Annotated in this window: 15 protein-coding genes; 11 read left to right on the top strand and 4 right to left on the bottom strand. The window is 67.8% G+C overall.

Annotation, left to right across the window (positions count from 1 at the left end):
* Positions 1-44 precede the first annotated feature (44 nt).
* Genes C8D78_RS13020 through C8D78_RS13010 form a run of 3 tightly spaced genes read right to left on the bottom strand, consistent with a single transcriptional unit; the run spans position 45 to position 3,632 of the window.
* Positions 45-1,058 (bottom strand): ABC transporter permease, encoded by a 1,014-nt coding sequence (locus tag C8D78_RS13020; RefSeq protein ID WP_120954298.1) that lies wholly within the window; start codon positions 1,056-1,058, stop codon positions 45-47.
* A complete protein-coding gene (locus tag C8D78_RS13015; RefSeq protein ID WP_120954297.1) occupies positions 1,048-2,070 on the bottom strand; it encodes an ABC transporter permease in 1,023 nt (340 codons plus the stop codon). Before C8D78_RS13015 ends, C8D78_RS13020 begins: the two co-directional genes overlap by 11 nt.
* Positions 2,067-3,632 (bottom strand): sugar ABC transporter ATP-binding protein, encoded by a 1,566-nt coding sequence (locus tag C8D78_RS13010; RefSeq protein ID WP_120954296.1) that lies wholly within the window; start codon positions 3,630-3,632, stop codon positions 2,067-2,069. The genes C8D78_RS13015 and C8D78_RS13010 overlap by 4 nt, the downstream gene beginning before the upstream one ends.
* A 170-nt stretch (positions 3,633-3,802) precedes the next feature.
* Here C8D78_RS13010 and C8D78_RS13005 point away from each other — a divergent pair, with 170 nt between their 5' ends.
* A complete protein-coding gene (locus tag C8D78_RS13005) occupies positions 3,803-4,810 on the top strand; it encodes a LacI family DNA-binding transcriptional regulator (RefSeq protein ID WP_244208390.1) in 1,008 nt (335 codons plus the stop codon).
* A gap of 94 nt (positions 4,811-4,904) precedes the next feature.
* Here C8D78_RS13005 and C8D78_RS13000 read toward each other — a convergent pair whose 3' ends face one another.
* On the bottom strand, positions 4,905-5,720 hold the full coding sequence (locus C8D78_RS13000; RefSeq protein WP_244208389.1) for an IclR family transcriptional regulator: 816 nt from the start codon (positions 5,718-5,720) through the stop codon (positions 4,905-4,907).
* A gap of 178 nt (positions 5,721-5,898) precedes the next feature.
* Here C8D78_RS13000 and C8D78_RS12995 point away from each other — a divergent pair, with 178 nt between their 5' ends.
* The 10 genes from C8D78_RS12995 (at position 5,899) to C8D78_RS12955 (ending at position 13,881) form a co-directional block, all read left to right on the top strand.
* Complete coding sequence (locus C8D78_RS12995; protein ID WP_120954294.1) at positions 5,899-6,714, top strand: maleate cis-trans isomerase family protein; 816 nt, start codon at positions 5,899-5,901, stop codon at positions 6,712-6,714.
* 58 nt (positions 6,715-6,772) lie between these two features.
* Complete coding sequence (locus C8D78_RS12990; RefSeq protein ID WP_120954293.1) at positions 6,773-8,095, top strand: MFS transporter; 1,323 nt, start codon at positions 6,773-6,775, stop codon at positions 8,093-8,095.
* The gene (locus tag C8D78_RS12985) at positions 8,092-9,387 is read left to right on the top strand and encodes a CaiB/BaiF CoA transferase family protein (RefSeq protein ID WP_120954292.1); all 1,296 of its coding nucleotides are present in this window, start codon (positions 8,092-8,094) and stop codon (positions 9,385-9,387) included. The genes C8D78_RS12990 and C8D78_RS12985 overlap by 4 nt, the downstream gene beginning before the upstream one ends.
* Positions 9,384-10,178 carry an enoyl-CoA hydratase/isomerase family protein gene (locus tag C8D78_RS12980; protein WP_120954291.1) on the top strand — a complete coding sequence of 265 codons (795 nt, stop codon included), beginning with the start codon at positions 9,384-9,386 and terminating at the stop codon, positions 10,176-10,178. Before C8D78_RS12985 ends, C8D78_RS12980 begins: the two co-directional genes overlap by 4 nt.
* Before the next feature lie 69 nt (positions 10,179-10,247).
* Positions 10,248-10,802, top strand: coding sequence for an SRPBCC family protein (locus C8D78_RS12975; protein ID WP_120954290.1), 555 nt, complete (start codon positions 10,248-10,250; stop codon positions 10,800-10,802).
* 134 nt (positions 10,803-10,936) lie between these two features.
* Entirely contained in the window at positions 10,937-11,182 is a 246-nt protein-coding gene (locus C8D78_RS12970; protein ID WP_120954289.1) for a hypothetical protein, read from the top strand.
* On the top strand, positions 11,169-11,312 hold the full coding sequence (locus tag C8D78_RS19705; RefSeq protein WP_167467907.1) for a hypothetical protein: 144 nt from the start codon (positions 11,169-11,171) through the stop codon (positions 11,310-11,312). The genes C8D78_RS12970 and C8D78_RS19705 overlap by 14 nt, the downstream gene beginning before the upstream one ends.
* A 179-nt stretch (positions 11,313-11,491) precedes the next feature.
* Positions 11,492-12,109, top strand: coding sequence for a hypothetical protein (locus tag C8D78_RS12965; RefSeq protein ID WP_120954288.1), 618 nt, complete (start codon positions 11,492-11,494; stop codon positions 12,107-12,109).
* 309 nt (positions 12,110-12,418) lie between these two features.
* The gene (locus C8D78_RS12960; protein WP_120954404.1) at positions 12,419-13,129 is read left to right on the top strand and encodes a YcnI family copper-binding membrane protein; all 711 of its coding nucleotides are present in this window, start codon (positions 12,419-12,421) and stop codon (positions 13,127-13,129) included.
* A gap of 113 nt (positions 13,130-13,242) precedes the next feature.
* Entirely contained in the window at positions 13,243-13,881 is a 639-nt protein-coding gene (locus tag C8D78_RS12955) for a DUF4232 domain-containing protein (protein ID WP_120954287.1), read from the top strand.
* The last annotated feature ends 138 nt before the right edge of the window (positions 13,882-14,019 follow it).

Below are 14,019 nucleotides of genomic sequence, written 5' to 3'. Positions count from 1 at the left end.
TGCCTTTCAACTGAACGTCGTTGTTGTTGTGGTGTGGACGGTGGTCAGGTCGTTGGAGCTTTTCGGGAGAGGGATCGGAGCCAGGTGATGGCGTTGGGCGCGACGACGGCCAGGATCAGCAGGCCGCCGGTGAGCATGGACAGGGTGTCCTCGGGGACACTGGCCAGCTGGAGGGCGTTGCGCAGGATGGCGAGCAGCCCGACGCCGGCGATCACGCCGGGCAGCGTGCCTTTGCCGCCAAAGATGGACACGCCGCCGAGGAGCACCGCGGCGATGACGGACAGTTCCAGGCCCGTGGCGTTGTCACCGCGTGCGCTTCCGTACCGCAGGGTCCACCACACGCCGACCAGCGCCGCGATGGTGCCGGAGATGACGAACAGCCAGAATTTGGTCCGGGCGACGCCGATTCCTGAGAACCTGGCGGCGTCGACGCTGTAACCGATGGCGAAGAGGGAGCGGCCGAAGCCGGTGAAGTGCAGGGCGACACCGAAGACGATGACCAGGACAATGACCGGCAGGATCCAGACGGGAATGCCCGTGGTGCCGATCTTTGCCTGCAGGCCCGTGGTGATGGCCCGAGGGAAGCTGGTGACGGCCTGGTCCCCCAGGACGACAAAGGCAAGCCCGCGGTACAACGCCAGGGTGCCGATGGTCACGGCCAGCGACGGAAGGCCCACCACGGAGACGAGGAAACCGTTCAGCGCCCCGGATACGGCGCCAAGGACAAGGCACAACGGAATAATCGTCTCCATGGGCATCCCGGCGTTCCAGAGCGCTCCGAACACGCAGCTGACGAAGCCTGCGATGCTGGCGACGGAGAGGTCGATCTCACCGGTGATGATGATCAGCGTCATCGGCAGCGCCAGCAGCAGGACCGGGATCACGTCGATGAGGAGGAACCCGACGTTGCGGGACGTGGCGAAACCGCTGACGGTCAGGGAGGCGACGATGATGCTGGCCACGAGGGCCAGAATGATGGCGGTGTCCCAGCTGCGCAGGAAGCCGAAGCGGGGGGCGCGGCGGGTTTCTGCTGCCGGCGGTGCTGTATCAACCAGCATGTGAATCGTGTCCTCTCAGACGGCGCTCGGTGCGCAGGGCAAGGTATCGGTCCAGGACGATCGAGGCCAGGATCAGGACGCCGATCATGGCCCGCTGCCAGAACGGCGAGACGCCCAGGACCGGGAGGGCAGAGGTAATGGTGGTCAGGAGGATGGCGCCGAGGGCGGCCCCGTAGACGGTGCCGACGCCGCCGGCGATGGCCACCCCGCCGACCACGGCCGCGGCCACGACGTTCAGTTCCAGGCCTTGGCCCGCCGTCGCGTCCAGGTTGCCGTACTTGGCTGCGTAGATCACCCCGCCGAGTCCGGCGAGGGCGCCGGAGATCACGAAGGCGGAGAAGACCTTCCGCCCGACCCGGATGCCGTACAGGCGGGCGGCCTGGACGTCAGATCCGACGGCGTAGAACTCCCGTCCGGAGCGCAGGTTCTTCAGGTAGAGGCCGAAAGCCATCACCACCGCGAGGGCGATCAGGGCCAGATAGGGGAATCCGAGCAGGGTGCCGGCACCGAGGGCCAGGAAGTCTGCCGGGAGGTCAGAGGGGTTAATCTGCTGACCTTGGGCCCAGGCGAAGTCAACGCCGCGGAAGATATACAAGGTGCCCAGGGTGACCACCAGGGCCGGCACCTTGGCCACTGCGATCAGGGCTCCGTTGATGGCCCCCAGCACGGCACCGATGGCGACGCCGATAACCAGCATGGCGATCACGGGAAGATCGGGCAGCGCGATGAAGATTTTTCCTGTCGCGAAGGCCGTCAGGCCGAGCACTGATCCGACCGACAGGTCCACATTCTTCGTCACGATCACGATGGCCTGCCCGACGGCGAGGATCACGAGGATCGAGGAGTTCAGAAGCAAGTCTTTGATGCTTTGGCCGCTCAAGAACCGGGGGTTGGCCGCTACCGTGACGGCGATCAGGATGACCAGCGCGAGGAACACGCTGAATTCACGGGATCGGGTCAACGTCCCCAGCCATGCCGTGGACGGCTGACGTTGCAGGGTTAGGGTGGTCACGCTGTTGTCTCCTTGGTTATCGGGTCGACTCCCGTGGCGGCCGTCATGACCGATTCCTCCGTGGCGTCCTTGCGACTAAGTTCTGCGGTGATCCGTCCCTCGTGCATTACCAGCACGCGGTCCGACATGCCCAGGATCTCGGGCAACTCCGAGGAGATCATGAGGACGGCCAGTCCCGTGCCCGCGAGCTCGGAAATGAGCCGGTGGACCTCGGCCTTGGTGCCGACGTCGATTCCGCGGGTGGGTTCGTCGATGATCAGGATTTTCGGGCCGGTGGCCAGCCACTTGCCCAGGACGACCTTCTGCTGGTTGCCGCCTGAGAGAGTCGAGATCGGGGACGTCGGCGACCCCGCCTTGATCTGGAGTTTCTTAGCCCATTCGGTGGTGGCCTGGGCCTCGGCCTGGTTGGTGAGGAGGCCGAAGCGGCTCAGTTTCCGCCGGAGCGTCAGCGTGAGGTTGCGGCTGACGTTCAGCTCCATGACGAGGCCCTGCTTGCGCCGGTCTTCCGGCACGAACGCGAGCCCGGCGGCCATCGAGGCCCGGGGCGACAAGGACTTCAGCGGCTCGTTGCGGACCAGGACTTCGCCGGAATCGTATTTGTCGATGCCGAAGACGGCCCGCGCCACCTCGGACCGCCCGGCGCCGACCAAGCCGCTCAGGCCGACGATTTCGCCTTCCTTCACGGTGAAGGAAATGTCCGAGAAGACGCCCTTGCGGCTCAGTCCCCTCACCTCGAGGGCGGCGCCCCCGATCTGCGTTTCCTGTTTCGGGAACAGGGACGCGACGTCGCGGCCGACCATCTGCCGGATCACGCCGTCAACCGTCAGCTCGGCGGCCGGGGCAGTGGCGACGTGCGCGCCGTCGCGCATCACGGTGATCCAGTCCGCCAGGGCGAAGACCTCCTCGAAGCGGTGGGAGATGAACAGCACGGCGGCCCCCTGGGCCTGCAGGGTGCGGGTGACCGCGAAAAGCCGGTCAACTTCGACGCCGCTGAGAGCCGCCGTCGGTTCGTCCATGATCAGGACCCGGGCATCGAGGGAAATGGCCTTGGCGATCTCCACCACCTGCTGATCGGCAATCGAGAGGCCTTGGGCGGCCCGGTCGGGATCGATTTTGACCCCCAGCTGCGCAAAAAGCTCCAGCGCCTGCTGGCGCATCGCCTTGCGGTCGATTCGGCGCAGGGAGCGCAGCGGCTGCCGGCCCATGAAGATGTTCTCGGCGACGGTGAGATCCGGGAACATGGTCGGTTCCTGGTAGATGACCGCAATCCCCGCTTCGCGGGCATGGAGCGGATCGCGGAACGAGACCGCGTCACCATCGAGCAAAACCTCGCCGCGGTCCTGCTGGTGCAGCCCCGCGAGGGTCTTGACCAGGGTGGATTTGCCGGCGCCGTTTTCTCCGACCAGGGCGGTGACCTGACCGCGGTACAGGCTCAGGCTGGCGCCCCGCAGCGCGTGGACCGCTCCGAAGGACTTGTGGATATCCCGCAGTTCCAGCAGCGGAACCTCGGCCGGGTCGGCCCTGCGGATGCTCCGAACTGTGGCGTCCTGTGCTTCGGCCATGTCCGTTACTCCTTTGTAATGAATCGATTCATTTGTGAACCTCCTCACACGTTAGAGCGTGTTTCCGAGGCGTGTCAAGAAGCAAACAGCCGGACGGCCAATGTGAACGACGTAACATTGATGAAGCGGATTGATTCGATTCAGAAGTGGGGAGGCTCAGGATGCCCAACGTGCCGGGTGCAAAGCTGAAGGATGTCGCCGCCCTGGCGGGCGTCTCCGTCGGCACTGTGTCGAACGTGCTTAACCGGCCGGAACAGGTGTCACCGGACAAGAAAAGCCGCGTCCTGGCCGCCATCGACCAGCTGGGATTCGTGCGCAATGAATCAGCGCGGTCCCTGCGCTCCGGGTCCACCAGGAGCCTCGGGATGCTGGTGCTGGATGTCCGCAACCCCTTCTTCACCGATGTGGCCCTCGGGGCCGAGAACGTGGCCGAAGCCCACAAGCACTCACTGATCCTGGCGAACAGCGCCGAGGACAGCGGGCGGGAGCTGGCCTATCTGGACCTGTTCGAGCAGCAGCGGGTCCAGGGCGTCCTGATCACGCCGTTCGGACAGGTGCTTCAACGGCTCGAAACCATGCGTTCGCGGGGCATCCCCTCGGTGCTCGTTGACCGGCTCGCCCGCAACGATCAGTTCTGTTCGGTCTCGGTGGACGACGTCGCCGGTGGCGCGACGGCCCTCACCCACCTCCTGGACGCCGGCTCGGTGCGCCCGGCGTTCGTCGGCGGCCCGTTCACGCTGCAGCAGGTCGAAGACCGCTATCAGGGTGCCGCCGATGCCGCGGCACGGGCAGGGGTCAGCCTTCAATTGTTCGAAACCCCCGATCTGAAATTTGAGCGCGGGCGCCAGATTGGCGATCTCATCAGCAATCTCCAGCCCGCCAAACGGCCGGACGCCGTATTTGCCGCCAACGACCAGCTGGCGTTGGGGCTCCTGCAATCGTTCGCCGCCAACGAACTCCGGGTGCCCGAGGACATCGCGATTGTCGGCTTTGACGACATTGACTTCGCGTCCCAATCGAGCATTCCACTGAGCTCAATCAGCCAGCCGAGGCATCTAATCGGCGAGCGCGCCGCCGAGCTCCTTTTTGACGAAATCGACAACGCGGAGGAGCACGTCCACAGCCAGGTGGTGTTCACTCCGGAGCTCGTGGCCCGGCAGAGCACGCGACGCCACTAGGAGCGCGGCCCCCCAGTTTCCACCCCCGGGGTCCGATTCCTGAAGGCACGAATGGGCGCCTGCACGCCGGCCTGCGGACCGGGGTGTTGGCGTGTCAGCCCTGGTCCGGGGCCCGGTATCCCAGAGCGGCGCTAGCCGCTTTGCCCGCGGCGGCGACGATCGGCCCCAACCTCGGGACGTCGTCGCTGCTGACGCGCTGGATCGGAAAGCCGAGGCCCAGGACCGCGGCGAGCTGGCCGTCATACCGGAACACGGGCGCGCTGATCGACCCGACGTCGCTGTTGCGCTCACCGAAGGCAGCAAAGAATCCCTGCTGGCGGGCGAGTTCGGCCTGCTCATCCAGCTGCGTCCAGCTGACCGGGGTGGACGGCGTGAACCGGGTGAGGTCCGTACCGAGCAGGGCTTCCCGGGCGCCGGGATCGAAGGCGAGGAAAATCTTCCCCGGCGCGCCGGCGTGTATCGGCATGACCTGACCGACCAGGAAGGGGCGCATGACGACGTGACGGGTCTCCGCCACGGCCACCACCGTGCGGAAGGCGCCGTCGCGCATGTACAGGCAGGCCGATTCGCCGGTGGCGTCCCGGAGTTCTTGAAGGACGGGCCGGACCAGCCTGACCACATCGAGGCCCAGGGTGCCGGGGGCTGCCCACTGGACCATCCGCAGGCCGATCCTGTAGCGGTCACCGTCGCGGTCCAGGAACCCTTCGCGGACCATGTTCTGGACCAGCCGCTGGCATGTGCTGGCGGGCAGTCCGGTGGTGCGCGCGATCTGCTGAAGGGTCGGCTCGGGCGCCTCGATGGAGAAGCAGTTGAGGATCTCGCTGACCTTGCGCAGCACAAGGATCGGAGTTGTCCCGGCGCCCTGTTCTTTCGCCACCGTTTCCTTCGCCACCGTGCTGCCGCCTGCCACGTGCCACCGACTTTCTTCGTGAATGTCCATCCTAGCCAGCCGGCCCCGCTCCGGGGCCAACACCGTTGACACATTCAGGTTAAACCCGCAGGATGGGTTTGCAAACCACAATGTGGGATTAGCTAATGTCAGCCACGGGCACACGGATGAAGATCCGGATAGGGATATGGAAGCGGCAATGACAGCATCTGAAGCACAAGGCGCCCACCGGGCGGCCGGAAACGGTGAGGGCAGCTCAAGGATCGGCCTGATCGTTCCCAGCTCCAACACGACAATGGAAACCGAACTCCCGGAGATGTTCCGCCGGCAATCCGAGGCCAGCGGGCACTCCTACACGTTCCACTCCGCCAGGGCGACCCTGAAGAGCGTGACCCCTGAAGAACTGGCGGCCATGGTGGCCAAGGCCGGGGAATGCGCCACGGCCGTATCCGACGCCGACGTCGACGTCATCGCCTACGCCTGCCTGGTGGCCGTGATGGCACAGGGCCCCGGGGCGCATGAGGGCTCCGAGGAGGTGATCGCCGCGGCGGCCGCCGCGAACGGGCATCCCGCTCCCGTCACCAGCAGCGCCGGCGCCCTGGTCCGGACCCTGCAGGCCATGGGTGCCCGCAAAGTCGCCATGCTCACCCCCTATCTGCCCGAGCTGACCAAAATGGTCGCCGACTACATCGAAGGCGCCGGGATCGAGGTGCAGGACGTGATCGGCCTAGAGGTGGCGGACAACCTGGCGGTCGGCCGCCTGGATCCGGCCCGGCTGCCGTCCATCGCCGCACGCCTGAACCACACCGGCATCGACGCCCTGGTCCTGTCCGCGTGCGTCCAGATGCCCTCGCTGGCAGCCGTCCAGGAAGTGGAAGATGCGCTCGGGATCCCGGTGGTCACGGCGGCGACGGCAACCACCTACGAAATCCTCCGGGCACTCGGCCACCAGCCGGCCATTCCCGGGGCCGGACGGCTTCTTTCCGGTCCGCTAGCGTCCGTCGCCGCAGCCTAGCCGGCAACAACAAATCCAACCTGGGCACCACGCCCACATGCGTCAGAACAATGGAGTGATGATGACAGTTCAGGAAGTGACCCGTGCGCAGGCCGTACGGCGTGCCACGATCGCAAGCGTAGTCGGGACCACGATCGAGTGGTACGACTTTTTCCTCTATGGCACGGCGGCGGCGCTGGTGTTCCCGCAGCTGTTCTTTCCCGGCCAGAACGCGTTCGCCGGGGTCCTGGCGGCGTTCGCCACCCAGTTCGTCGGCTTCGTGGCCCGGCCTGTGGGCGCGGCCATCTTCGGGCATTTCGGTGACCGCATCGGGCGCAAGACGACGCTGATGGCGACGCTGTTCCTGATGGCTTTCGGTACCGTGCTCATCGGCCTGCTCCCGACCTATCAGAGCATCGGCATCGCCGCACCGATCATCCTCGTGCTGCTGCGTATCATCCAGGGAATCGGCGTCGGCGGCGAGTGGGGCGGCTCGGTCCTGCTGAGCATGGAGTGGGGCCACGAGAAGCGCCGCGGACTCGCCGCCAGCTGGCCGCAGATGGGCGTGCCGATCGGGCTTGTCCTCTCCACCGGCGTCGTCCGGATCACATCCGGAATCACGGGCACGGAGGGCTTCGCCGCCTACGGCTGGAGGATTCCGTTCATCCTCAGCATCCTGCTGATCGGCGTGGGCCTGTTCGTCCGGTTGCGCGTTGTCGAAAGCCCGGAGTTTGAGGCTGTCCGCAAAGCCAACAAGGTGGTCAAGAACCCTCTGATCGAGGTCTTCAAGCGCCAGCCCAAGCAGGTCCTGCTGACGGCTCTGGTCCGCACCTCGGAGCAGGCGCCGTTCTACCTCTTCATCACTTTTGTGCTCACGTATGCAGTCAAACAGCTCAAGCTCAACAGCAACTCAATCCTGGATGACACCCTCATTGCCGCTGCACTGGGCCTGATCAGCATTCCGGTCTTCGGCCGCCTTTCGGACAGGTTCGGCCGGCGCCGGGTCTACGGCATAGGCATTGTCCTGACCGCCGTCTTCGCCTTCCCCTACTTCGGCCTGCTCAACACCGGCAACGCGCTGCTGGTGGGACTCGCCATCATCCTCAGCCTGCTGCTCCACGATGTGCAGTACGGCCCGCAGGCTGCCCTCATTGCCGAGAGTTTCGACGCCGATATCCGCTACACCGGTGCGGGCATGGGCTACCAGCTGGCAAGCGTGGTGGCCGGCGGACCGGCCCCGCTCATCGCGGCCGCCCTGCTGCAGGCCACCGGCGACTCAACATCCATCTCCATTTACATCATCATCTGCTGCGCCATCAGCATGCTCGCATTGATTCTGCTGCCGAAACTCGCCAAACCGCTCGCCGCCCCGGCCCCGGAACGTGTAGCAGGCCTGGTATGAGCGCCCACGCCACGGAGGTGGTCAACGACGCCGCCCCTGGCTGGAGCGCGCCGGGACGCGACACTCCCGAGCGGGCAACCGGGCTGGACACCGCGACCGGTCCCGGCACGGCGCTGGGAGACCTGCTGGTGCTGGACCTGACCCGCATTCTCTCCGGCCCCTTTGCCACCATGACCCTTGCCGATCTCGGTGCCGACGTCATCAAGATTGAACAGCCCGGAACCGGTGACGACACCAGGCAGTGGGGCCCTCCCTTCCAAGGCGACGAGGCCGCATATTTCCTCGCCGTCAACCGGAACAAACGCAGCCTCGCAGTGGATCTCAAATCACCGGAGGGCCTGAAAATCGTCCAGGAGCTTGCCCGCCGGGCCGACGTCGTGGTCGAGAACTTCAGGCCGGGAACAGCCGCGCGCCTGGGACTCGGCTATGACGACCTGTCGCGTGAAAACCCCGGGCTTGTCTACGCCTCCATCAGCGGATACGGGCAGACAGGCCCCGAGGCCGGCCGGGCCGGGTACGACGCCATCGCCCAGGCGCGCAGTGGCATCATGAGCGTCACCGGCGAGACCGACGGACCCCCGGTACGGGTGGGCGTCAGCAGCGCCGATCTGGTGGCCGGCATGTGGGCCACCATCGGCATCCTCGCGGCCCTTCATGAGAAACAGCGGACCGGGGCGGGACAATGGGTGGACATCAGCCTGCTGGACGGCTCCGTCTCCTGGCTGACCTACGTCTCGAGCGGGTACTTCGCCAGCGGCGACATCCCCAAGCGCTACGGATCGGCCCACCCGACCATCGCCCCGTACCAGGCCTTCCCCACCGCGGACGGATTCGTCATGGTCGCCGTCGGAAATGACGGCCTCTGGCGCAAGTATGCCGCCGCCGTCGGCCGCAGCGATCTGGCCGCGGATGAGCGCTTTGCCACCAACCCGTCCCGGGTTGCCCGGCGGGAAACGCTGATTCCGCTGCTCGAAGACATCATGCGGGCCCGCACCACCGCCGAATGGGTGACTGTTCTGGATGCGGCGGGAGTCCCGGTGGGACCGATCCAGACCGTGGACCAGGCTTTGCGGGATCCGCAGGTCCTTGCCCGCGACATGGTGTCCGAACTGGTGCACCCGACAGCGGGCCCCATGAAAGTGGTGGGCTGCCCCGTCCGGCTGACGAGGACTCCCCCGTCTGTCCGAACGGCCCCGCCGATGCTGGGCCAGGACACGGATGAGGTTCTGGCGGGGCTGGGCTTGAACGCGGACCGGATCCAGTCGCTGCGCCTGAGCGGGGCGGTCCAGTGACGGCCGCCGCAGAGCAGGACCTTGACCTTGACCTTCCGCCCACGGCCGCGGCCGGCCGGGTCGCCGTCCTGGAGGTGGGCACCGGTGAACGATTCAATGCGCTCAGTTCCCCCCAGTGGCGTGCCCTGGAAATCTCGGCGCGCAACGTGGCGACCGATCCCTCCGTCCGCGCGGTCGTCATACGCGGCACCGGCGGGACGTTCTGCTCGGGGTCGGACCTGCGGGAGTGGCAGGACGCCACCGGCGCCGATGTTTCCGACGCCTTCTCCGCCATCGAGGGGGCGTTGCAGGCCATCGAGTCCATTCCCGTGCCCACGGTGGCCCTGGTGCAAGGCATCGCCACAGGTGCCGGCTGCCAACTGGCCCTCGCCTGCGATCTTCAGGTTCTGGAAGCATCGGCGCAGATCGGCATGCCGATCGCAAGGCTGGGCATGCTCATTCCGCCGACCTTCGCCACCCGGATGTCCCTGCGGATCGGCCCGTCCCGGACCAAGGATCTGCTGTACGGCGGGAGACTGCTGACCGCCGCCGAGGCGCTGACGATCGGTCTGGTGAGCACGGTGGTGCCCGCCGGAGCCGCTCACGGAGAAGTGGCCGAGCTGACCGGGCGGTGGAGTGCGATGTCGCAGGCATCCTTGCGGGCGTCCAAGGCCGCTGTAAACCAGGGGCTTGCCCCGCTGGAGAGCCCTGCCCGGGCCTTTCCGCAGGGCCCCGCGTCCGACGGCGCGGAATTCTTCCTGCGGGTCAACCAATTCCTGCGCCGCAAACGTGGGCCCGCCGCACCCCGTTGACCGCTTCCCCGCACCTGAGTACGGTCGTGCGCATCTGCTGGATCCGCGAGGGCAAGGCTGGAGGTCCGGATGGGCAGCGCTGATTACGAGTTCCGGACCGTATGGCGCGTGGCGGGCACGCCGCAGGAGGTCGCGGCCGTCCTCGGCGACGCCACCGCGCTGCCCCGCTGGTGGCCGTCCGTCTACCTCAGCGTCGAGCCGGTGGCCGATGCCCCGGAGTCCGCGCCAGGCATCCCCCGCCCCGTCCGCCTGCACACGAAAGGCTGGCTGCCCTACACGCTGCAGTGGACGCTTACGGTCACGGAGCCGGTCACCAGCCGCGGCTTCGCCCTCACCGCTGCCGGCGACCTCAACGGCACCGGCCGCTGGACCTTCGACCCGGACGGCCCGGAGACGGTCATCACCTACGACTGGCGCGTCAGCACCGCCAAACCCTTGCTGAGGCGGCTGAGCTGGCTGCTCAAACCGGTCTTCGCCGCCAATCACCGCTGGGCGATGGCCCGCGGCCAGGAGAGCCTCGCCCTCGAGCTGCGCCGGCGCCGGGCGGCCGCGGGCGTCGCAGGAAGCGGTGCCATCCCGGCGCCGCCACCGCCCACATTTGCGTGGCTGAGGAGGCGCGGCTGAGCCGGAAGGCAGCGCGCGACTGGACTTCTGCACAAGGGGACGCGGACGCCTCATTCACTTGACCATTGAGCCCGCAAGACCTTCCACGGTTAGCTGGATCACATCAAGTTGCCCCGTGACCCTCAGGAATCCTCATGACCTTGCAGAAGAATCGGCCCTCCGGCCGCTCCGCCCTTTGGGACGACGTCGAGATCGGCGACGCCGTCCACCTCCGCCGGGGCGGCCGCGTGGAGCTCGAAGGCCGCGTGGACAACCGCACGGGTGACGGCGCCGTCGTGTGGGTAGTGTCCGAGGGCGGCCGCCGGCAGATGTTCCACGTGGCCGACGGCTTCGAACTGAGCGTGGCAGACCCCGAAGGAGCCGGCCGTGCTGACAGCTGATCGCCTGGCCACCGGGACGCAGGAGCCGAGCGCCGCGTCCATCATCGCCGCCGGGACCAAGACCAGTGCCGCCGGCATTGCCTCCTGCCCGGAGGACTGCCACTACTGCTCCGGCCCCGAGACCGACTAGCAGCGCGGCCCGGCGGCCCGCTGATTCCCGGTGCGGCCCCGGCTCATCTCCGCGTTGTCTCCCGCTCTGTCCCCGCGTTGTCCCCCGCTCCGTACCGGCTCATCCCCGGCGGCCTTGGTCCGCGGTGCCCGGTAGAATCTGCTGAGAGACAGCCAACAGCGAGCGGCCAGGAGGAATCCGTGCGACCACACCACGCCCGGGTTCCTTTCCATTCCCTCCGTGCGGCCATGTTCGCAACCGCCGCGGTCGCGCTGGCAGCTTGGGCCCACGTCCTGTCCGGCGGGCAGCTTCCCGGCGCTGGCATCCTGACGGCCGTCGTGGCCCTGACCGGGCTGGCCTGCACCGCTGCCACCCGGCTGCACCTGAAGTTCCCGGCGGCATCCGCCCTGCTGGGCGCCGGCCAAGTTGCCCTGCACGAGGCATTTTCCGTGTTCGGCGGAACCGTTCCAGGAGTGCCGGCTGCCGGTTCTCATCACCACGGAGCGGCTGTCTTCCCCGCCGGAACGCCGATGCAACTCCACTCCCATCAGGTGGACTCCTCGCTGGGCCTGTTAATGCTGACCGGCCACGCCCTGGCCACTCTTGCCTGTGCCCTGCTCCTGGCCCGGGGCGAGGACGCCCTGTGGGCCCTCGCCGCCTGGCTCCGCCCGCTCGTCGAACTCCCCTCGCCGGTGTTGCCCGACGCCGTCACCGCGCCGGCGGCCGTCTGCTGGCCTGCGGACTCCGCCCCGCGTCCCTGGCGGAACCTTCGGCCCGATAGCCGCCGGGGGCCGCCCGCCGCCGTCGAGCTTGCCTGACAACCTACTCCGGACGCGGCCGCACCCCGTGATCTGAGGCGGCCCGATCTGCCGCGCTGACCTGCTGCTGGCTCAACCATTGCCGAATTGGTCCGCCGTGTGCCCAGCCGTCCAGCCCAGACCCGGCCCGATTTGCTCTGCCCGCCCAGGCCCGGCAGAAGCCGCCGCGTCCGCCCCCAACTTTCGCGCCGCACCGGCTGCGGCGCGTACGCCCGAAAGGCACCCCTTCCTGTGAAAACCACACTGCACGCTTCCGTTCTCCGCCGTACCCTATCCGCCACGGCCGTGGCCGGTGGAACGGCGGCCCTCATGCTCGCCGGGCTTCCGGCTGCGTCCGCGCACGTCGAGGCCACCCCGGACAAGACCGCCGCGAACTCCAGTGCCCTGCTGACCTTCGGGATTCCGCACGGCTGCGCCACCTCCGGCACCACAAAGATGACCATTACGCTGCCCGCCGAGCTCAACGATGCCCAGCCCACGGTGAACCCGAACTGGACGGCGCAGAAGATTGTGGAGCACCTGCCAAAGCCCACGAAACTGGCCAACGGCACCTCCATTACCAAGCGGACCAGCCAGATCGTCTATACGGCCAAAACGCCACTGGACCCGGAGCTCCGGGACACCCTGGTGCTCTCGGTTCAGCTGCCCGATACTGCCGGCAGGACCCTCTATTTCCCGACCCTGCAGACCTGTCAGCAGGGTCAGACGGACTGGTCTCAGATCCCGAAGGAGGGCCAGGACGAGGAATCCCTGAAGTCCCCGGCGCCGTCCGTGACCGTCACCGAGGCCGTGGCGGGCGCGGACGGCCACACGGCCCACGCGGCAGGCGCGGCCCACGCGGCAGGCGCGGCCGGTGCCGGTTCCTCCCCGGCCGCGGCGCAGACTGCGGCCGGGGACGACGGCGGGGCTCAGGCCCGGAGCTGGGGCGCGCTGGCCGCGGGCCTCGGCGGCCTGGCCCTCGGCGGGGCCGCGTTTATCCGGGGGCGCGTAAAGCACGGCAGCGCGGCGCCCCGGGAATAGCCCGCAACACGGTTGACCTCGGTTGATGTCCGGAAATTACAATCCGGGCATCAATCGGGCTTCGCCGCCGTGGCATCGTTGACTAAGCCGACGGCGGGCATGATTGTTGAGCCATGAGGTCTCAGCGAATCAAGCACGCACTGGTTGTGACATCGGCCGCCGCGGCGGCCCTCCTGCTCGTCGGCTGCGGGGGCGGCGCGACGACGCAGAGCCAGGCGGCCACGTCCCCGCCTGCCCCGTCCGTCACCGCAGTCAGCTCGCCTGCAACCTCCACAGCTTCCGCCGCCGCAACGAAGTCGACTGCGCAGACGTCCCAGACGGTCCAGTCCGGCCCCGCGCCGTGCAAGGCCGCGGGCCTGACCGCGACCACGGACGCCACCGGCGGCGGCGCGGCGGGCAGCGTCTACATGAAACTCATCGTGACCAATTCCGGCACCGAACCCTGCCTGCTCAAGGGCTACGCCGGCGTCTCCCTCACCGCCGGAGCCAACGGCGAACCGATCGGCGCCGCCGCCACCCGCGACGACTCGACCCCGGCCGTCGATGTTTTGCTCGCCCCGGGCAAGGCCGGCGTCGCCACCCTGCGCTACACGCAGGCCGCCAACTATCCCGACTGCACCCGGACATCTGCGGCGGGATTCCGGATCTACCCGCCCAATGACACCGCATCTTTGTTCGTCGCGCAGCCGCGGGACGCGTGCAGCAACACCGGCATCCACCTCCTGACCATCGGAGCCTTCCAGCCGAAGTAGCGCGCCGTCCGGGGTGCCGCTCCCGGCTGCGCCCCTGCCTGCCAGCACGGTCCGCGGGAGCCCCGGGCCCGCAAGGCTGAGCGGCGTTGCGCCCCTCATGCCGCCCGTGATCGTGCCCGGCTTGGAGTGTCGGCGGGG

This window comes from Arthrobacter oryzae, from assembly GCF_003634095.1.
GTDB lineage: Bacteria > Actinomycetota > Actinomycetes > Actinomycetales > Micrococcaceae > Arthrobacter > Arthrobacter oryzae.
The sequence above is the reverse complement of the archived record's forward strand: the minus strand, read 5'-3'. Positions and strand labels throughout refer to the sequence as shown.

Excerpts from the sequence above, each read along its gene's own strand:
- C8D78_RS12970 (WP_120954289.1), top strand. The coding sequence starts at position 10,937 with ATGACCTTGCAGAAGAATCGGCCCTCCGGCCGCTCCGCCCTTTGGGAC.
- C8D78_RS13020 (WP_120954298.1), bottom strand. The coding sequence starts at position 1,058 with ATGCTGGTTGATACAGCACCGCCGGCAGCAGAAACCCGCCGCGCCCCC.
- C8D78_RS13010 (WP_120954296.1), bottom strand. The coding sequence starts at position 3,632 with ATGGCCGAAGCACAGGACGCCACAGTTCGGAGCATCCGCAGGGCCGAC.
- C8D78_RS12985 (WP_120954292.1), top strand. The coding sequence starts at position 8,092 with ATGAGCGCCCACGCCACGGAGGTGGTCAACGACGCCGCCCCTGGCTGG.
- C8D78_RS12960 (WP_120954404.1), top strand. The coding sequence starts at position 12,419 with ATGCTCGCCGGGCTTCCGGCTGCGTCCGCGCACGTCGAGGCCACCCCG.
- C8D78_RS12955 (WP_120954287.1), top strand. The coding sequence starts at position 13,243 with ATGAGGTCTCAGCGAATCAAGCACGCACTGGTTGTGACATCGGCCGCC.
- C8D78_RS12975 (WP_120954290.1), top strand. The coding sequence starts at position 10,248 with ATGGGCAGCGCTGATTACGAGTTCCGGACCGTATGGCGCGTGGCGGGC.
- C8D78_RS12990 (WP_120954293.1), top strand. The coding sequence starts at position 6,773 with ATGATGACAGTTCAGGAAGTGACCCGTGCGCAGGCCGTACGGCGTGCC.
- C8D78_RS12995 (WP_120954294.1), top strand. The coding sequence starts at position 5,899 with ATGACAGCATCTGAAGCACAAGGCGCCCACCGGGCGGCCGGAAACGGT.